The 23,789-nt window shown below is 61.6% G+C and carries 25 protein-coding genes and 1 other RNA gene; 13 read left to right on the top strand and 13 right to left on the bottom strand.

Annotated features, from left to right (window positions below; translation table 11 throughout):
* Together KUA11_RS16570 and KUA11_RS16565 are read right to left on the bottom strand one after the other, a co-directional pair.
* On the bottom strand, positions 1-2,619 hold a 2,619-nt coding region (locus KUA11_RS16570), incomplete at its 3' end, for a transcription-repair coupling factor (RefSeq protein ID WP_217412090.1).
* Between the two features lie 53 nt (positions 2,620-2,672).
* Positions 2,673-3,005, bottom strand: a complete 333-nt coding sequence (locus tag KUA11_RS16565) for a succinate dehydrogenase assembly factor 2 (protein ID WP_217412088.1) — start codon at positions 3,003-3,005, stop codon at positions 2,673-2,675.
* 117 nt (positions 3,006-3,122) lie between these two features.
* Here KUA11_RS16565 and recG point away from each other — a divergent pair, with 117 nt between their 5' ends.
* Together recG and KUA11_RS16555 are read left to right on the top strand one after the other, a co-directional pair.
* Complete coding sequence (gene recG / locus KUA11_RS16560) at positions 3,123-5,246, top strand: ATP-dependent DNA helicase RecG (protein WP_254455006.1); 2,124 nt, start codon at positions 3,123-3,125, stop codon at positions 5,244-5,246.
* A gap of 160 nt (positions 5,247-5,406) precedes the next feature.
* Positions 5,407-7,068, top strand: coding sequence for a putative bifunctional diguanylate cyclase/phosphodiesterase (locus tag KUA11_RS16555; protein ID WP_217412085.1), 1,662 nt, complete (start codon positions 5,407-5,409; stop codon positions 7,066-7,068).
* 48 nt (positions 7,069-7,116) lie between these two features.
* Here the strand turns inward: KUA11_RS16555 and KUA11_RS16550 are convergent, their stop codons facing one another.
* On the bottom strand, positions 7,117-8,106 hold the full coding sequence (locus KUA11_RS16550; RefSeq protein WP_217412083.1) for a lipid A deacylase LpxR family protein: 990 nt from the start codon (positions 8,104-8,106) through the stop codon (positions 7,117-7,119).
* Between the two features lie 448 nt (positions 8,107-8,554).
* On the opposite strand from KUA11_RS16550, the gene KUA11_RS17755 reads away from it, so the two are divergent.
* Entirely contained in the window at positions 8,555-9,265 is a 711-nt protein-coding gene (locus tag KUA11_RS17755) for a cold-shock protein (protein WP_166313302.1), read from the top strand.
* Positions 9,266-9,382: 117 nt separating this feature from the next.
* Here the strand turns inward: KUA11_RS17755 and smpB are convergent, their stop codons facing one another.
* The 4 genes from smpB to KUA11_RS16525 all read right to left on the bottom strand — a co-directional run bounded on the left by smpB (position 9,383) and on the right by KUA11_RS16525 (position 12,468).
* Positions 9,383-9,883, bottom strand: a complete 501-nt coding sequence (gene smpB, locus KUA11_RS16540; RefSeq protein ID WP_166313301.1) for an SsrA-binding protein SmpB — start codon at positions 9,881-9,883, stop codon at positions 9,383-9,385.
* Positions 9,884-9,886: 3 nt separating this feature from the next.
* Entirely contained in the window at positions 9,887-10,780 is an 894-nt protein-coding gene (dapA, locus tag KUA11_RS16535; RefSeq protein WP_217412081.1) for a 4-hydroxy-tetrahydrodipicolinate synthase, read from the bottom strand.
* Between the two features lie 75 nt (positions 10,781-10,855).
* Positions 10,856-11,731, bottom strand: a complete 876-nt coding sequence (locus KUA11_RS16530; RefSeq protein ID WP_368041050.1) for a prephenate dehydratase — start codon at positions 11,729-11,731, stop codon at positions 10,856-10,858.
* On the bottom strand, positions 11,728-12,468 hold the full coding sequence (locus KUA11_RS16525; protein WP_217412079.1) for a 3-deoxy-manno-octulosonate cytidylyltransferase: 741 nt from the start codon (positions 12,466-12,468) through the stop codon (positions 11,728-11,730). The genes KUA11_RS16530 and KUA11_RS16525 overlap by 4 nt, the downstream gene beginning before the upstream one ends.
* A gap of 156 nt (positions 12,469-12,624) precedes the next feature.
* On the opposite strand from KUA11_RS16525, the gene KUA11_RS16520 reads away from it, so the two are divergent.
* The 7 genes from KUA11_RS16520 to KUA11_RS16490 all read left to right on the top strand — a co-directional run bounded on the left by KUA11_RS16520 (position 12,625) and on the right by KUA11_RS16490 (position 19,598).
* A complete protein-coding gene (locus tag KUA11_RS16520; protein WP_217412077.1) occupies positions 12,625-13,098 on the top strand; it encodes a c-type cytochrome in 474 nt (157 codons plus the stop codon).
* Positions 13,099-13,128: 30 nt separating this feature from the next.
* Positions 13,129-13,929, top strand: a complete 801-nt coding sequence (locus KUA11_RS16515) for an inositol monophosphatase family protein (RefSeq protein WP_217412075.1) — start codon at positions 13,129-13,131, stop codon at positions 13,927-13,929.
* A gap of 198 nt (positions 13,930-14,127) precedes the next feature.
* Positions 14,128-15,384 carry a phosphoglycerate dehydrogenase gene (serA, locus tag KUA11_RS16510; protein ID WP_217412074.1) on the top strand — a complete coding sequence of 419 codons (1,257 nt, stop codon included), beginning with the start codon at positions 14,128-14,130 and terminating at the stop codon, positions 15,382-15,384.
* A gap of 24 nt (positions 15,385-15,408) precedes the next feature.
* Positions 15,409-16,896 carry a YifB family Mg chelatase-like AAA ATPase gene (locus KUA11_RS16505; RefSeq protein WP_217412072.1) on the top strand — a complete coding sequence of 496 codons (1,488 nt, stop codon included), beginning with the start codon at positions 15,409-15,411 and terminating at the stop codon, positions 16,894-16,896.
* Positions 16,897-17,035: 139 nt separating this feature from the next.
* Positions 17,036-18,187, top strand: coding sequence for a TonB family protein (locus KUA11_RS16500; RefSeq protein WP_217412070.1), 1,152 nt, complete (start codon positions 17,036-17,038; stop codon positions 18,185-18,187).
* 117 nt (positions 18,188-18,304) lie between these two features.
* Positions 18,305-18,721, top strand: coding sequence for an acyl-CoA thioesterase (locus tag KUA11_RS16495; protein WP_166313294.1), 417 nt, complete (start codon positions 18,305-18,307; stop codon positions 18,719-18,721).
* An 82-nt stretch (positions 18,722-18,803) separates the two neighbouring features.
* The gene (locus tag KUA11_RS16490; protein ID WP_217412068.1) at positions 18,804-19,598 is read left to right on the top strand and encodes an ANP1/MMN9/VAN1 family protein; all 795 of its coding nucleotides are present in this window, start codon (positions 18,804-18,806) and stop codon (positions 19,596-19,598) included.
* A 7-nt stretch (positions 19,599-19,605) separates the two neighbouring features.
* Here the strand turns inward: KUA11_RS16490 and KUA11_RS16485 are convergent, their stop codons facing one another.
* From KUA11_RS16485 to KUA11_RS16465, 5 genes are all read right to left on the bottom strand, one after another.
* Positions 19,606-20,421 carry a TIGR00282 family metallophosphoesterase gene (locus KUA11_RS16485; protein WP_217412066.1) on the bottom strand — a complete coding sequence of 272 codons (816 nt, stop codon included), beginning with the start codon at positions 20,419-20,421 and terminating at the stop codon, positions 19,606-19,608.
* A 51-nt stretch (positions 20,422-20,472) separates the two neighbouring features.
* Positions 20,473-21,036 (bottom strand): 5-formyltetrahydrofolate cyclo-ligase, encoded by a 564-nt coding sequence (locus KUA11_RS16480; RefSeq protein WP_217412065.1) that lies wholly within the window; start codon positions 21,034-21,036, stop codon positions 20,473-20,475.
* Between the two features lie 23 nt (positions 21,037-21,059).
* A non-coding RNA gene (ssrS, locus tag KUA11_RS16475) (6S RNA) lies at positions 21,060-21,218 on the bottom strand.
* A gap of 7 nt (positions 21,219-21,225) precedes the next feature.
* Entirely contained in the window at positions 21,226-21,564 is a 339-nt protein-coding gene (locus KUA11_RS16470; protein ID WP_217412063.1) for a cell division protein ZapA, read from the bottom strand.
* A gap of 3 nt (positions 21,565-21,567) precedes the next feature.
* Complete coding sequence (locus tag KUA11_RS16465) at positions 21,568-21,972, bottom strand: hypothetical protein (RefSeq protein WP_217412061.1); 405 nt, start codon at positions 21,970-21,972, stop codon at positions 21,568-21,570.
* 2 nt (positions 21,973-21,974) lie between these two features.
* On the opposite strand from KUA11_RS16465, the gene KUA11_RS16460 reads away from it, so the two are divergent.
* Both KUA11_RS16460 and KUA11_RS16455 read left to right on the top strand, forming a co-directional pair.
* The gene (locus KUA11_RS16460) at positions 21,975-22,424 is read left to right on the top strand and encodes a hypothetical protein (RefSeq protein WP_217412059.1); all 450 of its coding nucleotides are present in this window, start codon (positions 21,975-21,977) and stop codon (positions 22,422-22,424) included.
* Positions 22,425-22,489: 65 nt separating this feature from the next.
* Complete coding sequence (locus KUA11_RS16455) at positions 22,490-23,113, top strand: thiamine phosphate synthase (protein ID WP_217412057.1); 624 nt, start codon at positions 22,490-22,492, stop codon at positions 23,111-23,113.
* 6 nt (positions 23,114-23,119) lie between these two features.
* Here KUA11_RS16455 and KUA11_RS16450 read toward each other — a convergent pair whose 3' ends face one another.
* Positions 23,120-23,446: a hypothetical protein gene (locus KUA11_RS16450; protein WP_217412055.1), complete on the bottom strand. Its 327-nt coding sequence runs from the start codon at positions 23,444-23,446 to the stop codon at positions 23,120-23,122.
* Positions 23,447-23,510: 64 nt separating this feature from the next.
* Between KUA11_RS16450 and KUA11_RS16445 the strand changes: the two genes are divergently transcribed.
* Positions 23,511-23,789: FAD-binding protein (locus KUA11_RS16445; RefSeq protein WP_217412053.1), on the top strand; the 279-nt coding region annotated here is incomplete at its 3' end.

Raw genomic sequence — 23,789 nt, 5'->3', positions numbered from 1 at the left:
GGTGGAAAGCAGGATATCGTATTTCCCGTCCGCGAACTCCGTCATCACACGCTCAAGCTCGGTCGCGGACAATTGCCCGTGCGCTTTCACCACTTTCGCATCCGGCACGATATCGGCCAGACGCTCGGCCAAGCGGTCCAGATCCTCAATGCGTGGCGCCACACAGAATGTCTGTCCACCACGGAAACGCTCGCGCTGGATGGCTTCGCGGATCACCACACTGTCGAACGGCATGATGAAAGTCCGCACAGCCAGACGGTCGGTTGGCGGCGTGGCGATCAGGCTCATTTCACGCACACCGGAGAACGAAAGCTGAAGCGTGCGCGGCAGCGGTGTGGCGGAGAGCGTCAGCACATGCACGCCTTCACGCAGCGCCTTGAGCTTCTCCTTGTGGGAGACGCCGAAATGCTGCTCCTCATCAATGATGAGCAGCCCGAGATCGGCAAATTTCACCGTCTTGGCAAGCAGCGCGTGTGTGCCGATCACAATGTTGACGCTACCATCGGCAATGCCCTTACGCACCTCGGTCGCCTGTTTAGGCGTGACCATGCGTGAAAGCTGCGCCACATGGATGGGAAAACCTTCGAATCGTGTCTCAAATGTGCGGAAATGCTGCCGCGCCAGCAACGTGGTCGGCACCACGACGGCCACCTGCACGCCTGACATCGCGGCGATGAATGCGGCCCTGAGCGCCACCTCGGTCTTGCCAAAGCCCACATCGCCACACACCAGACGATCCATCGGCCGGCCGGAGGAAAGGTCTTCCACCACATCCGCAATGGCGCGCGCCTGATCGTCCGTCTCCACGAAGGGGAAGCGGGCGCAGAACTCTTCCCACATGCCTTCCGGCGTCATGAAGGCGGGAGCCTCAAGAAGGGCGCGAGCGGCGGCGGTGCGGATCAGCGCGCCCGCCATATCGCGGATGCGCTCCTTCATCTTCGCCTTGCGGCTCTGCCACGCGACACCGCCCAGTTTGTCGAGCGCAACACCGGCCTGATCGGAGCCGAAGCGGCTCAGAAGTTCGATGTTCTCCACCGGAAGGTAGAGCTTCTGGCCGCCATCATAGAGCAGGCGCAGGCAATCATGCGGCGCCACGCCGACACTGACGGTCTCAAGCCCGTCATAGCGCCCGATGCCGTAATCCTGATGCACCACGAGATCGCCTTCCGTGATCTCACCCGCCTCCGCGATCAGTTCATCTGCACGTCGGCGCTTGCGTGCAGGCCGACCAATGCGCTCGCCCAGCAGATCCTGCTCGGACACCAGCGCCAGATCGTCACCCACAAAACCACGGTCGATACCGAACACCAGCAGGCCGACCGGGCCCGGTTTCATGCGACGCGCGGTCTTCCAGTCGTCAAACGTCTCGACCGGAATGCCGTGTTCCATGAACAACGTGCGGATGCGCTCGCGCGAACCTTTCGTCCACGCTGCAATGTAACAGCGACGCTTGGTTTCGGCCCATTGCCGAGCGTAATCCTCTACCAGCGCGAAGACTTTTTCACGCTCACCCTGCAGCGTCAGCTTGGCGAACAGGATACCGGGACGACCGCCCGCGTCGACCCCCTCCGCGCCATCAGGTTTGGCGAAGGGACTAAACCGCATGATCGGCAGCCGGGACGTCGCCGCGTCCCATCCCTTGCGATCGAGATAAAGGAGGTGTGGCGGCAGCGCGCGATACGGCGTCTCACCCTCTCGGGTCGGTTCGCGGCGCGCCTGATAGTGGTCCGCAATCATCTCGAACCGGGCGGCAAGAGACTCGTCCACCTGATGATCGAGCGAGAGGGCCGCGTCCGGCATGTAGTCGAACAGCGTTTCCATCTCGGTGTGAAACAGCGGCAGCCAGTGTTCGATGCCGGTGTAGCGACGCCCATCGCTGACGTGCTCATACAGCGCGTCGCTGGCCGCAGCGGGACCGAACTGATCGCGCCACGCGCTGCGAAATCGCGAGATACTGTCCGGGTCGAGCGAAAACTCGGACACGGGCCGCATGGTGAGAGATTTCACATGCCCGGTGGAACGCTGTGTGCCGGGGTCGAAGTTGCGGATGTTCTCCACTTCGTCCCCGAAAAGGTCGAGCCGAACAGGTTCTGCCTGACCGGCCGGGAAAAGATCGAAAATGCCGCCGCGCGTAGCGAACTCACCCGGCTCCATCACCGTGTCTGTACGGGTGTAACCATTGGCGATCAACAATTCGATCAGAAACGCCTGATCGAGACTTTCGCCCTGCACGATGTCGAGCGACTGGCCGCGAAACGCTTCGCGTGGCGGCACACGCTGTATGAGCGCGGACGGAGTGGTGAGCACAATACGGCCCGCAGGCGGCACAGGTTCGAGCAATCGCGTGAGGGTTGCCACCCGTTCCGCGATAATGACGGGGTTGGGTGAAACGCGGTCGTACGGCAGACAGTCCCACGCGGGGAACCGCAGAACCTGCACGCCCTCCCCCACATAGTCCAGCACTTCGCCCAGACGGGAGAGAGCGGCATCATCACGCGCGACATGCAGCAGCGGGCCTTTATGTTCCCGCGCACGCCGCGCCAGCAGCAGTCCGTCGAATCCTTCAGGCGCGCCCCAGATGGTGGTGGCGCGTGTGGCGGTGCGTACGTCTGCGTCCATCAATGATGTGTCCGTTCGTCCTGATTCACTACGGCGAGGGCGTGGAAAAGCACTCAGGCCGTCGCCTCTTTTTTGCCCATGCGTGTCAGCGCGTCATCCACCAGCGCCACGAGCATGGGCGTTTTTTTCTCTTCGGGGATGGGCAGCCGTCCGAACAGCCAGTCCGTCAGATCCGGGTCGGGCAGTTGGAGCACGTGCTCCATGTCCGCCACCTGCTCTGCATTCATCCCATTCACATGCCGGTCCACAAAACCGCCAATCAGGATGTCGGTTTCGAACGTGCCGCGATGCTGGGCGCGGAAGATGAGCCGACGGCGGCGGGCCTCCAGCGATTCCGCGTGATCGTTCCCCGTTGGGGCAGAAGATGCGTTTTCATTCTGTTCCATGGCGCGCCTGTCCTGTAAGCCTTGTGGCCGATGCCTGCCAACCCGACAAGAAAGGCCGTTGCGCCCTCCGTGTCCAGACCGCTCCCGCAATCGGGATCGCAGGACGGTCCTGCGCGCCTGGAAGCTGAGCCACGGCCTTTTCCGGTCCCGTCCGCCATCGCCCCTCTTCTCGCCCCGTTGGACACTCTTCCCGGTGTGGGCCCCGCCACCGCAAAACTACTGGCAAAGGTGACAGGTGGACGGGCCATCATCGACCTGCTGTTTCACATGCCTGAAAGCGTGACAGACCGCAGGCGCCGACCGAAACTGGCCGAGGTGGTGCCCGGCACCATTGCGACTGTGGACGCCACCATCGGCCGTGTCGTCTCACCCGCTCCCAACAGTCGCCAGCCATGGCGCGTGATGCTGGAAGATGACACCGGCACGCTTGAAGTGGCCTTTTTCTCGCGTTGGCAGGGCCGCAAGGCTGTGGTGGGCAGCAAGGTTCTGGTGTCGGGACGCGTGGACATGTTTGGCGGCCACCCCGTCATCAGCACGCCCGATTTCTTTGCCGCTTCGGGAGAGAAAATCCCTCTTCTCGATCCGGTCTGGCCGCTGACCGCCGGCCTGTTTGCCGGGCAGGTCCGGTCCGCCATGCGCAAGGCGTTCGCGCTGCTGCCCACCGATCTGCCCGAATGGCAGGACGAAAGCGTGGTCAGACGCCGCCAATGGCCCGACTTCCGCACAGCCCTTTTATGGACCCATTTTCCGGGCGATGTGCCGGAGTTTCTGCAGGGCAATGAGTGGCACACCGCACGTCGCCGCGCCCGCGAACGATTGGCCGCTGACGAACTTCTGGCGTCCCAGCTTGCGCTTCTGCTCGCCCGCCGCGCCAACCGCTCACGGCCGGGCCGCTCCCTCAAAGGCGACGGCCACCTCCAGCGCGAAGCCCTGCGCCGATTCGGTCACACTCTGACCGATGCCCAGAAACGCGCTCTGCATGAGATCGACAAGGATCTCGCCGCCCCACGCCGCATGGTGCGGCTGCTTCAGGGCGATGTCGGCGCAGGCAAGACAATGGTGGCGCTGCTTGCCATGCTGCGGGCCGCAGAAGCTGGCGCTCAGGCCGCGATCATGGCCCCCACGGAAATCCTTGCCCGCCAGCACTTCGCCACTTTCGAGCGCCTTTCACCCGTGCCCGTCGTATTCCTTTCCGGCTCCGTACGTGGCAAGGCGCGCAAAGAGACACTCACAGCTATCGCGGATGGCTCGGCCTCTCTGATAGTGGGCACGCACGCACTAGTGCAGGACGCAGTGGAATATCACGACCTCGCGCTCGCCGTAGTGGACGAGCAGCACCGCTTCGGCGTGGGACAGCGGCAGACCCTTGGTCAGAAAGGGAAATGCGTGGACATGCTCGTCATGACCGCAACCCCCATCCCCCGCACGCTGCTTCTGGCTCATTGGGGCGAGATGGACGTGAGCCGTCTGGACGCCAAACCTGCCGGTCGCAAGCCGATCCACACCTCTGTACATGGATTGGACGCTTTCGAGGCCGTGCTGGCAGGGCTAGACCGGGCGCTGGCCTCCGGCGCGCTCATATATTGGGTGTGCCCGCTCGTCAGTGAAAGTGAGACGCTCGACATTGCCGCTGCCGAAGCACGGCATGCGGCTCTCGCGGAACATTTCGGCCCGCGAGTGAACGTGGCGCTGGCGCATGGACAGCAGGACATCGCGGTGCGTGAAAACGCACTGGCCGAGTTTGCCGCAGGCCGCAGCCGCGTGCTTGTGGCCACCACTGTGATCGAAGTGGGTGTAGATGTGCCGCAGGCCACCGTGATGGTGATCGAGCACGCGGAACGCTTCGGGCTGGCCCAGTTGCACCAGTTGCGAGGGCGCGTCGGGCGCGGCGCGGATCAGTCTTACTGCCTGCTTCTCCATGGCAGCGAGAAAGGCGCTGTCGCCAAACAGCGTCTGGCGCTTTTGCGGGAGACCGAGGACGGGTTTCTGATCGCGGACGAGGACTTTCGTATGCGCGGAGGAGGCGATGCCACCGGCCGCAGGCAGTCCGGCCTTCCGGGTTTCCGACTGGCCACATCGGATGATGAGGACGCGGATTTCTCCGATCTGATCGTGTTGGCGCGCCAGACCGCGGAACTGGAATTGCAGACATTTCCGGCTGATAGCACTCCGCCAGAACGTCTGATCATGCTGCTCTGCCTGTTCGGCAAGGACAATTTCACGCTTGCCATTCAATCGTGATTGCCGGCACGAACCCGGCGCAATCATGCGACACTTTGATGTGCGCGGTCCAATTAAGGCCCCATTTACAGCCGCCTGCTACCACCTGTGCGTATGACGCCGCGCAGGACGAGTTCCCTCTCCGTGACGTCTCCCATGACCATAGAACGGCTGGCGCGGCATGAACGACACATCTTCTCTTCCCACCGATGAAGGGCCGCTGCTCACCCTGCTTGTCCGCTGCGCAGCACAGCTTCTCCCCTGTGACGTGGCGTGTGTGGTCGGCTCAGTGGAGCAGGATGAACAGCCGGTCGTTCTGTCTCATTCGAAACCTGTGCGCCTGCCCCCTTTCGCACAACTGAAAGAGGCGATGGACGCATCCATTGACCAGTTAGCTGCGGGCAATGGTGTAAAAGCGGGACAGTTCTCTGAAAAAGTCGGGGAATTCAGCGCATGGGTCTGCAAACCCCTACGAGAAAAGAAAGACGGCTCTTCTCCGCTGCTTCTTTGCCTCAACCGCTCAGAGAAGCCCTTTCCTTCCTCCGCCCTGACGCGGTTGGCCAGTCTCTCTCTTCCGGCCGTCAGCGGTCTTCGGCCACCTGTGCCGGGCAGTTCCGGCATAGCCGATCTCATGCGCTATCTCGACACGCGCATCACAAGCCCCGGCATCTCCACAGCCACACCTCTGGCTCTCCTGCGCATCGACCTTGCCCGGATCGGTCCGATCAACGACAGCGACGGCTGGCCTGTCTCTGACGCCCTGATCGGACAGGCGCACGATATCCTGCACGCAACCGCGCCCGATTCCTGCTTTACCGTTCATCTCGGTGGCGGGAGTTTCGCCGTTGTTGTCCCGCTCGAACAGCAGAACGTGGAAGCCGCCAACGAACTGGCCACCACCATCGTGACACGCATGGAAGCGGCTCACAGCCGCCCGGAAAACAGTTTTCCGCTGGAACCTCATATCGGATGGGCCGCCTTCCCTTTCGATGCACCCGATACCGACACACTGATCGGTTTTGCCAATGCCGCTCTGGCCGGAATTCGTGGGCAACGCGGTGGCACGCGGATCAATCGCGTGGCCCCCGAAATTGGAAAAGTGCATGCCGAACGTGTCGGACTGGAAGGCGATCTGCGGCATGCCATCGCGGAAGGACATTTTCGCCTCAACTGGCTGCCAGTCCTGGAAACGGCCACGGAACATGTCGTTGCGTTTGAGGCACTGGTTCGATGGGACCGTAATGGCCATGGAGAGGTTAATCCGCTTGTCTTCCTCGACTGCGCCGAGAGCACCGGCCTTATTGAAGACATCGACACATGGGTGTTGCATCACGCCTGCCAGCAGGCCACCACATGGACACAACCCCTTGGTCTGAGCATCAACGTCTCACCAAGCTGGCTGGAAACGGAGCGGGTGGCCGCCAGCATCGGAAGCGCGCTCGAAAAGAGTGGCCTTGAACCGGCACGGCTTCAGATCGAATTGTCAGAACGAAGTGGGTTCGGCAGGCCCGATATCGCTCGCAAGGAACTGGCTCGTATCAGGGCCATGGGCGTGCGACTGGTGCTGGATGATTTCGGCACGGGCTTCGGGGCGCTGGAAAAGCTGACGAATTATCCATTCGATCAGGTCAAACTCGACCGGGTGTTCATTCGCAGGCTTGGGCGCGACAGCCGAGTGGAAACCATTCTCCGCTCCACCATCTACATGATCCACGCGCTGAACATGAGTTGCTGCGCCGAAGGCGTGGAAACGGAGGAACAACTCGGCTTCCTCGACGCTCACGGATGCGAGGAAATCCAAGGCTACCTTATCGGGCGACCTAGCGTGCAACCACCACGGTAAGACGCTCTTGCCTGCCCGTGCCTACTGATGGGTAATTTCCCGTCAGGATCAGAATTTCGCGGATGCGTTGAGGGAACCGTAGTTGAAAAGCCCCGAGCGTGCAGTTGTGAATTCCTGTGTCTGCCAGACCTGGCTGTAGGAAATACGCACGCCGTAGAACATGACGGCCACACCCGCATGAATCTCGCCCACCACCGGCTTCTTATCCACATGGGGTGAGTTTTTCAGAGTGGTGTTGCCCTGCAACGTGGCATCATAGGCCACCGCGTCCCCACTCACGCCGCCAAAAATATACCACGGCACCATGCGGGTGGCTTTATAGGCATCCGTTCCATCGGTTCCCGCCCCAATCGTGGGAACCCCGAAATCACTGTCCAGCCCCTGTCCAATACGAAACGTATCACCCAACGTGCCGGCAATCCGGTAATCACCCGCGCGCGCAGAGGCCGACGGCAACATATCAAAGGAAATGCCATCGGCACCCCCGATATTTCCCAGCGGCAGACGCCATGTGCGCCCCATTTGCACCTGAAAGATCATCTGATTCTTGAGTTGATGGTGCCAACCGAGATTCTGCGTGTCGCCGATCGCGCCATGAAAACCGTTCTGAAGCTGGCGCGCGCCCGAAGCTGGTCCCATCACGCCCATCTGGATTCCAAAGACGCTGCGTGAAAGATCCGTGTCATTGATGAGGTTGAGCGTACCCAGCAGCACGCCAGCATAAGGCCGGTCGCGAGAAGATGGAGTCGCGGTCTGAGTATCGGAAGGTGTGAAGATAAGCTGCTGCACTCCCGCACTCACACGCTGCATGCCGCGGCCGAGCACAAAACGGTTCACGGCCGCCAGCGGTCCGGGAAGATGATCGGTTCGGGAAGTCCAGTTGAAGCGCAGCCCACTGGTATAATACTGATCCGACGTGCCTTTCAGCGTCGTGACCGCATCGTTCTCCCCCTGAAGGGTCCATGTGTTCTGATCGTCCTGTAAGGGCGTGGCGCGCGCTGTTGGGGCGAGGACCGTTCCCACGAGCATGGCAGCCATCACAAGCGTCCGGCTGTTTCTCACTGCCGATGATTGACTGGCTGTCTGCACGCTCACACTCCCCGTCCCACATCCTCTGACATCCGGTGTGGTCTTGTCTCGGAGGGCGCGTCAACTGCCGTTTCGTTCATCCGCGCCCCTTATCGTCTTCAGGGGCGCATTCTGTGATGGGAAAAGCTCAAGAAAGTCTCTCCCTCCTCCTTTTTGCCCCGATCTTTCATTAAATTCATCTCGCGGACAGCCGAAATACCAAAAAGACTGTAGCTTTCGGCCAATCGCTTATGCTTTGGTAGGAACGTTCTGAAACGCCAGCAGGCTTTCAGGATACCGGCCACCAGGACGAGACATTGCATGTCTCGACAGGGCTTCACCAGAGGCTCAGTTTTCCCGACCCGGAATTGCTTTCACAGGTGGCACATGGCGCCGCCAGACTTCGGGATCAAGACCCTTGAGAAGTAACAGAACCGACCGCAGCTCCCGCTCTCCCCGCCGCGGCGGATTTGACGATGATTTTATGGGCGGCGGCCCCTCGCAGTATGACCGCGGGAACAGTGCCCCCTTCGGTGGAGACCGTGGGGGCTTTGCCCCGCGTCGCCCGGCTGGCGGTGGTGGCCTTCAGGTCGTCGCCACGGGTCCGGAAATTGAAGCCACTGTAAAGTGGTTCAATAGCGAAAAGGGCTTCGGCTTCGTCGAACTCGCCGATGGTAGCGGAGACGTGTTCCTGCACGCCAACGCCCTTTCGCAGGCAGGCCACGACAGCGTGAGCCCCGGCGCCACTCTCATGGTTCGCATCGGACAGGGTCCGAAGGGCCGTCAGGTCGCAGAAGTGATCTCCGTCGATGAGAGCACGGCGCAGCCGGAGCGTCCTCGCGCCCAGTTCGGTGCTGGCCCGCGTGCGGGCGGTTTCGGTGGTGGTCGCGCACCCCGTCCCGCGCCTGACATGTCGTCAGCCGAGGAAGTCCGTGGCACCGTGAAGTGGTACAACGCCACCAAGGGTTTCGGCTTCATCACGCCGGATCATGGCGGCAAGGACATCTTCGTCCATGCTTCCGCTCTTGAGCGTTCCGGCATTCAGGGTCTGAACGAAGGTCAGGTGACCAACGTAAAGGTGGTGCAGGGCCAGAAGGGTCCGGAAGCCGCTGCCGTTTCGGTCGACTGATCCCGATACTCCTGTCATGAACACGTTCCTTTCGGGACGTGTTCATGAATAGAAAACGCCGCCAGCTTTTTCAGGCTCGCGGCGTTTTTTGTCATTCACACAAAAGAAAAAAGCGACTTAGTAGTCGCCCTTTCCCTTGTTACGCAGCAGGCGCGCTTTGTCGCGTTGCCAGTCCCGCTCGGCAATCGCGTGGCGCTTGTCTTCCTTTTTGCGCCCCTCACCCAGCCCGAGCGTCACCTTCGCCATCCCGCGTTCATTGAAATGAATGTCGAGTGGCACGAGCGATGCCCCTTCCCGCGCCACGGCGTTGAGCAGATGCGTCACCTGTCGGGCGTGCAGAAGCAGTTTGCGCGGTGCCTTGGTATCGAAACGCGAGAGAACTCCACCCTGATATTCAGGAATGAAGCTGTTGAAGAGCCAGATTTCTCCATTGCGTTCGGCCGCATATGCTTCCGTAATCGTCGCCCGTCCAAGGCGAAGGCTCTTCACCTCCGGTCCCTTGAGCACAATGCCGGCCTCGACAGTTTCCAGAATCGTATAGTTGAAACGTCCCTTACGATTCTGCGCGGCAATGCCGTGCGAAATCATGCCGGACGCTTTCTTGCTTCCTTTTGCCATGGATCAGCCCAGAATCCCGACATCCGTCAGAGCCAGACGCACAACCTGACGCGCGGGTTCGGAAAGCGGCACCAGAGGAAGGCGGGTGTGTTCGCCACACAGACCAAGAAGCGATGCCGCGAACTTCACCGGACCCGGACTTGTCTCACAGAACATAGCGTCATGCAGCGGTAGCAGCCGATCCTGAAGCGCCATGGAATCCTTCGTGCGGCCTTCCCGCCAAGCTGTCTGCATCTGGGAACACAACGCAGGCGCGACGTTGGACGACACACTGATGCAACCGTCGCCACCTGCCGCAAGAAACGAGACCGCCGTCCCGTCTTCGCCCGAAATCTGGTTGAAATGCCGCCCTTTGATGGCATGACGCACCTGCAACGGACGCAGCAGATTGGCGGTCGCATCCTTCACGCCCACGATGTTGCCGATCTTGGCCAGTCGCGCCATCGTCTCGACAGAGATATCCACCACCGAGCGCCCGGGAATATTGTAGAGCACGACAGGGATATTGATCGCATCGGCCACGGCGGCAAAATGCTGGTAGAGCCCTTCCTGTGTCGGCTTGTTGTAATAGGGCGCCACAACCAGCACCGCCGATGCCCCCGCCTTTTCGGCGTGCTTCGCCAGATCGATGGCCTCCGCCGTGCTGTTGGAGCCAGCGCCAGCAATCACCGGCACACGACCGGAGGCGACTTTCACCGTGCGCTCGACGATCTCGTGATGCTCAGCATGGGAAAGCGTGGGGCTTTCGCCCGTGGTGCCAACAGGCACCAGACCCGAGATTCCCTCAGCAATCTGCCACTCGACAAGACGGTCGAAGGACGAAAGATCGAGGGAGCCATCGCGGTTCATCGGTGTGATGAGGGCCGTGATCGCCCCCGTGAACATGGCTTCGGTCATGAGGCTCTTCTTCTTGTGATCCGACGCTGCGACGTCCTGAATGTGGCGTTGGTATGCCACGAAAGCGAGGCCCTGTCAGGCCGCGGCTTTTTGCGCGTGCAACCGGAAAGGAGACTGGGGATAGACACCGAGGATGCTGAAACGCGCGGAAAAGAATTCAAGTTCCGCCAGAGCCTGCTTCAGGCCCGGACGGTCAGGCTGCCCTTCCACGTCCAGCAGGAACTGGGTGGCCGCGAACGATCCGTCAAGCATGTAGCTCTCGAGCCGCGTCATGTTCACCCCGTTCGTCGCAAAACCACCCAGCACCTTGTAGAGAGCACCAGGCTCGTTGCGGACGCTGAACAGCACCGTAGTCATAACGGGGCCTGCGTCAAAAACGGCCAAAGGCTCCCGGGCCGCCACATAAAACCGCGTGGTGTTGTGCGTGGCGTCTTCCACATTGCGCCGCAGGATTTCCAATCCGTTCAGCTCGGCCGCCAACTCTGAGGCCACAGCCACATCCTCGGGGCGTCCCCACTGGGCCACCATCTCCGCAGCCCCAGCCGTGTCGAACTCCGCAACGGGGGTCAGATCCAGATCGCGGATCAGATCCCGCACCTGCGCCAGCGCCACGGGATGCGTATGCAGGCGCTTTGCCTGCTCGATGGTCGTGCCGGGCACCCCCATCAGACAGTGTTCCACACGCTGGAAATGCTCTGCCACGATGTGCAGCCCCGAGTCGGGCAGCAGCGCATGGATGTCCGGCACGCGCCCCGCAAGACTGTTTTCGCAAGCAAGCATGGCCAGATCCGCGCGTCCGTCATGCACCGCGGCAATAGCATCCGCAAAGGTTGCGCACGGCACGGTTTCCCACCCCGGATAGGCTGTCCGACACGAAAGATCGGAATAGGCGCCCGGACGCCCCTGAAACGCAATGCGCCCCGGAACGGGGCCGATTACGGTGCCGGTCACGACACACCTCCCAACATGCGCCGCGCGCGCTCCAGATCGGCTGGAGTGTCCACACCGAACGGCGCCTGCGCCACCCGCGCGCAACCAATGACCATACCAGCTTCAAGCGCGCGCAACTGCTCCAGCTTTTCCAGTCGTTCGAGCAACCCTTCGGGCAAGGCCACGAACCGTTCAAGCGCAGAGCGCCGCCATGCATAGACACCGATATGGTGCCACAATTCTCCCGCGCCCCATGGAATGACGGCGCGAGAAAAATAAAGCGCCCGGGCCGTCTGCGCCTCTGGAGCAAAAGCACACGCGACTTTCACCACAGAGTCGGTGCCCGCTTCCTCTGCGTCCCGAATGGGCGACACCAACGTGCCGATATCTATGGCTGCGTCATCCAATGGACGAAGTGCGGCTTGCAGGGTTGCCGGATCGAGCCCCGGCAGATCGCCCTGAAGGTTGATAATGATGTCGTGTCGTCCCTGCGGGTCGATGTCACGCGCCGCGTGATGCACACGGTCCGAGCCGGAAGGAAGATCGGGTGGCGTAAGCACAACCTCCCCTCCTGCGCTGCGCACTACATCCGCAATCTCGACCTCGGCCGCTGCCACGACCACACGTCCGATTCCCGCGCGCTGCGCCCGCTCCACAACATGAAGGATCATCGGACGTCCGGCGATGTCCGCCAGCGGCTTTCCGGGCAGCCGGGAGGACGCCATGCGGGCCGGGATCAGGATAAGGGGAGAAGCCATGAGAAAAGGTCGCGAAACACCGTCAGCCGGCAGGAAACAGCGCAAAACCGCCGGCGGCTTCACAGGAAGCGCAGCGCACTCTAGAAAAGACGTCACACCTACGCAACAGCGTCCGCCGTGCCGCCTGTCGGCCTTCTTGCGGACATGCGGAGAAAAATGGACTTTTCGACTGCCAATCGCGGCGCATTCGCTCTTCTTCTTGTCGCCTGCGCAATGGGCGTCTCCTGGATGGGGGGAGCGCTGGCCATCCCGCCTCTCTCAGCCACCTCTTCGGCACAGGCCGCATCTTCACAGAAAGAGGACGTAACACCTCTTCCGGCAGGTGACCCCAACCGTGGCATGACTCTCGCCACCGAAAGCTGCGCAGCCTGTCATTCGCTTACGCCCGGCGTAAAGGACAGTGTCGGCCCCGAACTGGCAGGCGTCTTCGGCCGCAAGATCGGCTCTCTCCCGGACTATCCCTACTCACAGGCGCTTCACTCGCAAAACGGCACATGGGATGAGGCCGCTCTCAACCGCTGGCTTCGTGATCCCGCCACCTTTGCGCCCGGAACCCGCATGTCGTTTCCCGGCTTGCCCTCCGCTGCGGATCGGGCCGATATCATCGCGTGGCTGAAAGACCGAAGCTGATTCTTTCTCCTTTCTGAGCGGAGCCTCGTTATGTCGCACGATCTCGATACCTTCGCGGCTACGGCCAATGCTCTGGCGGATGTCGCGGGAACCGTCATTCGCCCGTGGTTTCGCACCTCTGTCGGCATTGATGACAAGGCGGACGAAAGTCCCGTTACCATCGCGGATCGTACGGCCGAGCGAGTTATGCGCGCCGTGCTGGCCGAGCGGCATCCCGACCATGCCATTCTGGGTGAGGAGTTCGGGCTGCACGCGGGCAACTCCGACTGGCAATGGACGCTCGATCCTATCGACGGAACAAGGGCTTTCATCACAGGCCGCCCGACATTCGGCACGCTGATCTCCCTCTCGCACGCAGGCACCCCTGTCATTGGCGTGATCGACCAGCCCATCACCGGCGAGCGCTGGGTTGGTGTTGCCGGACGCGAAACCCTGTTTCGTCCCGGTTTTGGCAATCTTGCCGCGCCGCATGTCATTCGCACCCGGACCTGTGCGAGTCTGGCGCAGGCCGATCTGTCCTGCACAGCCGTCGAAATGCTGGAAGACGCACCTCGTCCCACATGGAAAAAGCTCAAGGCCGCCGTCCACCGCGTAAGCTGGGGCGGTGACTGCTACGCCTACGGTCTTCTTGCGCTTGGCCATATCGACGTCATTGCCGAATGCACCATGAAGCCTTGGGACTGGGCCGCCCTCGTGCCGGTTATCGAAGGCGCGGGTGGCCGTGTGACCGACTGGAACGGTCAGATTCTCCGCCCCGATGGGGACGGAACCGTTCTGGCTGTCGGTGACGCCACCCTTCTGGATGCGGCCGTTGCCTGCCTGAAAACATAAAAGCGGCCTCTGAATTTCCGCTTTGGGGAAATCGTGCTATGGAGCCGCTCCCGCCGGTCGAGAAGCCAGAACCGATCGCAGCCTGGAGACATGCCGCGTTCTGCGGCTAAGGGCCGTTCCGGATAAAATCCGGGTGCGCCGTGCCAACCAGACTGGCCTTTGGCGCAGGGGCCGCTGCAACAGTCACGAGCAAAACGCATGACTCCTCATCTTTCTCTCTCGAAAGACAAGATTCGCATCCTGCTCCTCGAGGGCGTGCATGACAGCGCAGTCGCCCTTCTGAAGGCCAGCGGCTATGAGAATGTCACCCGTCACAAGGGCGCCCTCGAAGGCGAGGCCCTGCGCCACGCCCTCGAAGGTGTGCATGTCGTGGGTATCCGCTCACGCACCCAGCTCACCCGTGAGGTGATTGAAAGCGCGGATCGTCTGTTCGCCATCGGCTGCTTCTGCATCGGCACCAATCAGGTGGATCTGAAAGCCGCGCGCGAACATGGCATTCCGGTGTTCAATGCTCCCTACAGCAACACCCGTTCGGTGGCTGAACTCGTCATGGGCGAGATCGTGATGCTGCTGCGCCGGATCTTCCCGCGTTCGGTCGGCTGTCACGAAGGTCTGTGGAACAAGTCCGCCACCAATAGCTGGGAAGTGCGCGGCAAGACGCTGGGCATCGTGGGCTATGGCTCCATCGGCTCCCAGCTTTCCGTTCTGGCCGAAGCCTTCGGCATGCGCGTGATCTACTACGATGTGGTGGACAAGCTCGGCCACGGCAACGCGACCGCCTGCGACAGTCTTGAGACGCTGCTGGGTGAAAGCGATGTGGTCAGCCTGCATGTGCCGCAGCTCCCCAGCACAAAGAACATGATCGGCGCCGAGCAGATCGCGCAGATGAAGCCCGGATCGTTCCTCATCAACAACGCGCGCGGCAATGTCGTGGACCTCGATGCCGCCGCCGCGGCCCTGAAATCGGGACATCTCCTCGGCGCTGCCATCGACGTGTTCCCGGTCGAGCCCAAGGGTCCGAACGAGCGCTTCAACTCGCCGCTTCAGGGCTTGGATAACGTCATTCTCTCCCCGCATATCGGCGGCTCCACGGCGGAAGCGCAAGAGCGCATCGGCGTGGAAGTGGCGCGCAAGCTGGTGGAATACTCCGATGTGGGCGCGACGCTGGGAGCGACGAACTTTCCCGGCGTGCAACTTCCGCAAAGCCCGCGTGGCACCCGTTTCATGCACGTCCACCACAACCTTCCGGGGGCGATGTCGAAGCTCAACGACATCTTCTCACGTGAAAACTGCAACGTGACGGCCCAGTATCTCCAGACGGACGGAGAGGTCGGCTACGTGGTGATCGACGCCGAGACAGGTGGCAACAACACGGACAAAGACGAGCGTCTGCTCGAAGAACTGCGCAAGCTGCCGGGCACCATCCGCGCACGTCTGCTCTATCAGGGGCACTGACGCCCACAATCCGACGCGAAGGCGATGATCAACACACGAGTCCGCGCCTTCGCGTTTTCCGGCATCGAAGCCGTGCCGGTCTGGGTCGAGGTCCAGATCGCAAACGGTCTGCCCGCGTTCCTGATCGTCGGCCTGCCCGATAAAGCCGTGGGAGAAGCCCGCGAGCGCGTCCGGGCGGCGCTGACGTCCATGGGGCTCGGCCTTCCTCCAAAGCGTATTCTCGTCAATCTCGTCCCGGCCGACCTGCTCAAGGAAGGCTCGCATTTCGATCTTCCCATGGCGCTTGCCCTGCTCTGCGCTATGGATGTGCTGCCCATCGAAGAGATTGGACGCTACGCTACCCTTGGGGAGCTTTCTCTCGATGGCCGCATCAACCGCGTTCCGGGAGTAACGTCCGCCTCTCTTGAAGCCGCCGCGATGAATCTTGGCCTGATCTGCCCTGCCGTGCAGGCCACCGAGGCTCTCTATGGCGGCAATCCCGACATTCTCGCGGCTCCCGATCTGTCCTCGCTTGTCAGCCATTTCCGGGGCCAGCAGGTTCTCTCTCCACCGGACCTGACGGCATTGCCAGAGGCGGCACCGGACGGTCTCGATATGGCTGACGTCAAAGGAATGGAAGTTGGCCGCCGTGCGCTGGAGATTGCAGCGGCGGGCGGTCACTCGATCCTGTTGTGCGGACCGTCCGGTTCGGGCAAATCCATGCTCGCGGCCCGGCTTCCCGGCCTTCTGCCTGATTTGACTGCCGCTGAATTCCTTGAAGTCACACGCATCTATAGCGCTGCCGGGCTGATGTCTCCGGGACGGCGGCCCGTTTTCCGCGATCCGCATCATTCCGCCAGCCAGCCCGCACTGGTCGGAGGCGGCGCACGCGCCAAGCCGGGTGAGATCAGCCTTGCCCATCGTGGCATCCTCTTTCTGGACGAACTGCCCGAATTCTCGCGCCAGACACTCGAATCCCTGCGTCAGCCTCTCGAAACCGGGCAAACGTCCATCGCACGCGCCGCCGTGCACGTGACCTACCCCGCGCGCTTCCAGTTTGTCGCGGCCATGAATCCCTGTCGTTGCGGCTATCTGGGTGACGCCAGCCGTGCATGTCGTAAAGCCCCTCGCTGCGGAGAGGATTATGTAGGCCGCATTTCAGGACCGCTGCTCGACCGTATCGATCTGTGGGTCGATGTGCAGCCACTCTCCCCTGTCGAGATGATGACGGCTCCGCCAGGGGAGCCCACCGCCCCTATCGCCGCGCGCGTGGCAGCCGCCCGTGCCCGACAGGCTGCGCGAGGCCAGACTGTCCGTAACGCCGAGGCCTCTCCAGACGGTTTTGCGCTGGACGACGCGGCGCGTGCGCTCCTCACCGATGTCGCGCGACGCCTGCGTCTGTCAGCCCGCGCTTTCACCCGTCTGCTGCGGGTGGCACGAACGATTGCCGATCTGGAAGGAAATGACACAATCCTGCGTCACCATGTTGCGGAAGCCGCCGGATTTCGGCATCGCCATCATGGCGGCGCATGATCGACACTCGTTTTCCGCTCAGCCTGTTACATTCGGACAGCATTGGCCGGGTGGCTTCCGCGCCTGCGGAGTGGCAGGTTGTATGCGTCGCGAAACGCGATGATTTCGCCCTCCCCTGCACGGAGACCGATTCCACCTCATGACGGCGCAGAACAGGCCTTCCGCCCGGCAGGGGAATCGCAAGGACCCCGTCCTCTTCCCCACCCGTGATACACCTCGTACGGCCCCGCCCCGGCAACCCGTCGAGATGGACACGGACCGCCCCCGTCTGGGCGCCGGTCTTCTTGTGCCGGTCAGTGCCGGATATCGCCGTCTCCGAGCAGCACGCACCGCGCTGACGCCACGTCAGATCATCGCCGATCCCGACATCATGAGCGTCCTGCTGGTGTCGGTGGCTCTGCATGCGCTGCTTTTCGCCGTCGCGGCATGGCTCGCCGCCCATCACCAGCCGCGCGGCAATCCGCAGGCGGAGGCAACCGGCGCCGTGGACATGATGTTCGTCACCCCCCCCGCAGAAAGCGGTATGAAGGGCGAACACTCGGATGACGCGGCCGGAGGCAATCAGGCCGCCCAGTCCTCCCAGAGCAGCGAGAGCCAGCCCGAACAGGCCGAAGACTCGGAAGGAGCTACCCGCCCCACGGCGGAAACGCCGGCGGCTCCCCCCATTCCGGAAGCCTCATCCAACGAGAGCTTCCCCAAACCCACGAATGAGGCCGCCCCCATCACACCCGCCGCCAACCACACCGGACAGGGCAGCCGCAAGACGACCAAGCAGGCCCCGCACCGCCAGTCGATGCAGCACGCGCAACGCCCCCAGCGCGCGCCTTCGCCGTTCGATTCGCTGACAAATCTTTCACTCGATCAGTCTTCCGCTCCGCCACGCGCAAAGCGACAGGGCCGCACCGGCGGCAGTGGTGGCCCGATTGATCTCTCCATCGGTCCGATGGTCAGCAACGGCAAACTGAACGCACCCTATGCCACGCGCACAACCACCCGTGGCGTGAGCGACGATTACAGCGAAGACGTGGATCGCTGGATCCGCCGTCATATGTATTATCCCGAGGAAGCGGCGGAAAACGGGGAAGAAGGACCGTCTTCGGTGCATGTGGTGATCGACCGCAGCGGCCGTGTCCGCTTTGTGCGCCTGACCAACCAGTCCGGATCCTATCTTCTGGACGCTGCGACAACAGGCATGTTCCGCGCCGCACAACTCCCACCCGTGCCACCCAATGTGCCCGGCGATCACTTCGATCTGGACGTCACCATCAACTATATCCTCATTCGTCGCTGAGACGTGTGAACCAATGGGGCTGTCACGGGCTCCACAAGAAAGCTAGACTGGGAACGCTCCGGTCACCCCGATCTCCCACCGCCGGGAAAGCGGAGATCGCCTGTCAGGAATGCCTACGTGCCGATGTCCAATCCTTATCCTCCCGAAGTCATCCCCACGATCCGCGTGGTGGCCATGCCGACCGACACCAACCCGGCAGGCGATGTGTTCGGCGGCTGGCTGGTCTCACAGATGGATCTTGCGGCAGGAACGGCCGCAGCTTTCCGCGCTAAGGGACGCTGCGTGACGGTCGCCATCGACAGCTTCATCTTCCATGAGCCAGTTGTGGTGGGCGATGAAGTGAGCATCTACACCAAGATCACGCAGACAGGCCGTTCCTCGATCATTGTGCATGTCGAGACATGGCGCCGAGCACGCAACACCAACGAACGCCGCAAGGTGACACAGGGCAAGTTCACGTTCGTCGCCATAGACGACAAGCGCAAGCCGCGTGCCCTGCCACCGGAAAACGGCTTCGACACCATCACCGACTGAGAACACGCCCCTGCCAGGCAGCCTATTAAACGAATAGCAATGCCGTGTTCCCACAATGGCCCGAACAGACAAGGCCATCGGTGTGAACGATTCTTCCCCATCCTCCCATGTGTTCATCGCCACTCCCTGCTTCGGGGGTGTGGTGACCCAGACCTACATGCAGTCCATCATCGGATGCATGGGAACGGCTCAGATGCACGACATCGAACTTACGCTTTCGATGGTGGGGAACGACGCGCTTATCACGCGCTCACGCAACACGCTCCTGCATCAGTTTTTTGCCCAGAGCACCGCCTCCCATATCCTGTTTGTGGACAGTGACATCGGCTTCGGACCGGAGGCGCTGCCTCAACTCATGGCTCATGGAAAAGATGTCGTGGCCGGGCTTTATCCGCTCAAGGACCGTTACTGGGACAAGCTGACGGATGCCCAGGTCAGACGGGGAGAACCCGCCCGCACCGCCTCCCTGCGCTACGTGGGCGAGAGCGAGTCCCTGCACGAACAGGCAATGCCCACTCCGACCGACCGGGGCCTCGTAAAAGCCGGTTATGCCGGGACCGGCTTCATGCTGATCAGCCGCAGCGCCATTGCCCGCATGGTCGAGGCCTATCCTCAAACACGCTATCGCCGGATCGACGCGCCAGTGGGGCAGGAAAACTCAGCGTCCGTTCATGCCAACGATGCCTATGCCCTGTTCGACTGCATGATCGATCCCGAGACCAGCACCTATCTCAGCGAGGACTTCACGTTCTGCAAACGCTGGCGCGATATCGGGGGCGAGGTCTGGCTCGATACGGCGCTTGAACTCTCTCACACCGGTCCTTCCACTTTCATCGGAGAACCGGGGCTGCGCGTGGGTATCATTTCTCCAAGCTAAACCCGCCTTAGAAATCCGGCAGTGTCTGGGAGAGCATGCCACCTTGACGCAGCGGCGCCACACGCCGGGCGAGGCCGGTTGCATCGTCCGTCTCGACCAGAAGGCCGCACACCGTAGCCGGTCCCTCGGCCGGTTGCAGGCGCTCTCCCGGCATCTTGCGCACGAAACGGCTGACAGCCGCATCTTTCTGCATCCCGATAATGCTGTCGTAGTCACCGCACATACCTGCATCGCTCTGAAACGCCGTGCCACCGGGCAATATGCGGTGATCGGCGGTGGGGGTGTGGGTATGCGTTCCCACGACCAGCGACACTTTGCCATCCAGCACATGGCCCATCGCCCATTTCTCGCTGCTGGCCTCGGCATGTACATCCACAACAGCAGCCTGAACCGTCGTACCCAGCCGATGCCGCGAGAGAACGTCCAGCGTGAGGCGAAACGGATCGTCCATCGCGTCCATGAACAGCCGCCCCATGACGTTGACGATCAGAATCTTGCGTCCATCCGCCAGCGCCACGACCGTGCTTCCCTGCCCCGGCGTGCCCGGAGGAAAATTCACCGGCCGGACGACGGCCGGCAGCCCATCGATTTCCCCAATCAGATCACGCCGGTCCCAAGCGTGGTTGCCCAGAGTCATCACATCGACCCCGGCCTCCATCAGATCACGGGCAATTCCGGGAGAAAGGCCGAAGCCGTGGCAGGCATTCTCGGCATTGGCAATGACCAGATCCAGCCGGAGCACCTTTCTTAGTTCAGGCACACGGGCGGTCACGGCGTCACGACCGGAACGCCCGACAATATCCCCCAGAAACAACAGTCTCACATCATTCTCCTGAAACGGGCACTCTTTTCCCGTAAAAATACAACGTCCTTCTCATCCCACTGCGGGGAGAATGGTCTCACGGTCCGTAACGATCATGGGAAGCGGCACGTCATGAGGGCCGGTGGGAACCGCTTCCACCTCCTGCCATGACGCGGCATAGCCGACAGGCAAAGCGTGAGGAAAGGCGGCCAATGTGCGGTCGTAATACCCCCCGCCATATCCCAGCCGGTGTCCTCGTCGATCAAACGCGAGAAGAGGCACCAGAATCAGATCGGGCTTTTCGACAGGCCCATCGGGATACAATGTCCCGAAACGCCCCTCTTTCATCGGCTGTCCCGGTACCCACTGTCGAAAAACGAGTGGCGTTCCTTTTGGGGTCGTCTCGGGAAGAAGTATCTCGCGCCCCCGCGCATGCAGATATCCACAGAGCGGCCGCAAATCCACTTCACCGGGCAGCGGCCAGACACAGGCCACACGCTCGCCTTCCTGCGATTCAACCGTTTCCAGAAGACGCGCGCAAAGTATGTCCGACACATCGGCCTCTACACCGCGTGCAGTGGCAAGACGCAGACGCAACCGTTGTTTCACAGCTGCGATATCAGACGTGTCATGCATCGAGAAGAACAGGAAAAGAGGAAAATGGAGCCACCATGGCCGTTGGTCTTTACAACCTCCAGGACCTGCTAGTGCAGGTGGGTGCCGGAAATACCCTGACCACGGTCAGGACAGCGCCAGCTCCCGAGGAAGTGCTTATCGGCCCAGGGGATGAAATTGCCTGACGCACCTGGCAGCCCCTCACCATATCTAGGCGTTTTCAATGGCGTCCGCAATGACTTCCGCACGATCCGCCAGAACTGCCAACTGCTCGCGCAGATAATGGTTCTCCCGTTCGGCCTTTTCACCCGCGATCAGCGCATCCTGCGTTCCTGATGACAGCTTCTCCGCCACCATGTCCGACAGTTCATCGGCCATCAGCAGAGCCGCCAGCACCAGCACCTTCGATTCACCACTGAAACCGAGCGCCCGGACACGCGCCACGCGCTTGTCCACTTCCTGCGCCATGGCCAGAAGATGGCGCTCTTCCCCCTGCTCACAGCCGATCTGATAGGCATAGCCATTGATGCGTACGGTCATCTGGGGCATGCGTCAGCCCTCTCCTTCCGCGTCATGCGCCACGGCAGAGTCCTGTTGAGCGTCATCGCCATACGGATCTTCTTCTGGAACCGGCTGCGAGTCGGTCGACGATGTGTGTTCCTCAAGAGACGCCTCTGCAAGAATACCGCGCACATCCAGCATCAATGCGTCCACACTGGCCACCACGGCTTCAAGATCGGGGCCGGCCGTCACAACGACAGGTTCTGGCTCATGCGCGGCTTCAGCCTTGTGTTTCTCCAGAGCGAACGCAATGCGCCCAAGAGCCACACGCAGCCTGTCCGCTGCTTCCACGGCTGGAGAAACCGTTCCTGTTTCCTCGCTGCTGTGCGACACCTTCTCCGCCTTGTCATTTCGGAATCCAAGGCCACAGATCACCCGCACGGGACTGAACGTCAAGCATGATCCGCACCCGTTTTTCCATTCAGTCCACCGAAATGAAGACAGAACCGCGTGAGACTTTGTTTCGGGTGGCCAATCTTGCGCAGGCACATATGGCAATCCATGCGGCAGAAGAAAGCGGCCTCTTTCCGCTCCTTCTTTCACCGCCCAATACCCCGGCTTTCATGGGCACACCTTGGTGGCTGGCCATGATGCGCTCCCTGCGCACCGAAAGCGTTGCGTTTGCCGATATCCTCAATTGCGGATCTTCTGCGGGACATGCCGTGGCCGCTCTCGGCCATGGCCAGAAACAGATCCTGTTTTCGGATCGTTCGCCACAGACAAAAGCCGTCCACCTGCTGGCCGCTTCCCTTGGCGCGCAAGTCCACTCGTTTCTTCCAGTATCGTGCGATCTGACAGGGTGTGTCACGCTGGAACAGGCCCGAAAAGCACTCGGCACCTTGACGTAACAGGCAAAGCTGCCGACGACACACACTCCATACGTTCCGATTTAATCGCTCACGACAGGCAGATCATGACCTCCACGCCTTCCGCCTCCGAGCCTTGTGAACTTTATCTCGTCACACCGCGCCTAGGTCCGAATACGCCTCTGCCGGATTTCGAGACCGTGTTGGCCGCCCTGCGGGTCGCCGCCGTCCGCCTGCGACTGGAGGATGGCTCACCCACTCAGCAGAGTCAGTTGATCGAGCGCGTGCGGACCATCGTACACCGTCATGATATGGCCTTGATGCTGGATGGTCTCCCGGAACTGGCCCGCAAAACGGGCTGCGACGGTGCCCATGTTCCAGCGGAACAGGTAGCGGCAGCCCGTGCGGCCTTGGGAAACGATCTGCAACTGGGTGCCGCCTGTGGCTTCAGTCGTGACCTCGCCATGCAGGCGGGCGAACGTGGGGCAGATTATGTGGCGTTTGGGCCGTTCGGAGACCAGCCACAGGACAGTGACCTCGCTTTGCCAAAATGGTGGCGTGAAATGATGGAACTTCCTGTAGTCACCGATTATCTGCCTGAGCAGAATTCAGGCCTAATTCCCCCGGCATTACTCGCACACAGCGATTTTCTGGCGCTTGGCACCTTGCACAACGACGCGCCTCTCACCGCTCTATGGGCCGATCCACGCTCCTTCGCGTCGCTTTTCTGAAGCACGTCAACTCGCCTCTGGCGCAGGCCCAAATGACATACCAAAAGCCCCCACATCTTCCAGTTCTTGGGGAAACAGAAGGCTCTTTATCGCGTTGCGGACATCTTCTTCCGTAAGTTCCGTGTGACGCGCGACCGGCGCACGCGACGGGAAATCCGTGCGCCCCTGCACGCCCCGGCTTTCCTCCCGTTCAAGAGCGCCCAACACCATCATCTGCGCCACCAGCGCCCCATCGTCATACTCGTCAAAAGCCGATATTTGCGAGATCGCCCGTATGAGGCCCGCTTTATCACGAAGCGGCCCCATGGCTGCCCTCAGCGTTTTCCCGATCATCTCAAGGCAACCGTGCTGCAATGAGGCGGGAGGTTCGACATCCGAAACATCGAGGTTGGGCGGCTTGACACGGCGGCCTACGGACTGCGCCACGCTGGAAGGGGTGACATCGCTTGCAGGCTTGTGGGCGTGTGGTGAAAGCGCGTGTACCGGCTTTCATGGAGCCGCCATTCATGAAGGCAATCCGCTTCTTGAAGCGGTGGTGTGCAGTGAACTCGTGGCGCAGTCCGTAGGCCGCCGTGTCAAGCCGCCCAACCTCGATGTTTCGGATGTCGAACCTCCCGCCTCATTGCAGCACGGTTGCCTTGAGATGATCGGGAAAACGCTGAGGGCAGCCATGGGG

The organism is Acetobacter estunensis (genome assembly GCF_019083805.1).
Lineage (GTDB): Bacteria > Pseudomonadota > Alphaproteobacteria > Acetobacterales > Acetobacteraceae > Acetobacter > Acetobacter estunensis_A.
The sequence above is the reverse complement of the archived record's forward strand: the minus strand, read 5'-3'. Positions and strand labels throughout refer to the sequence as shown.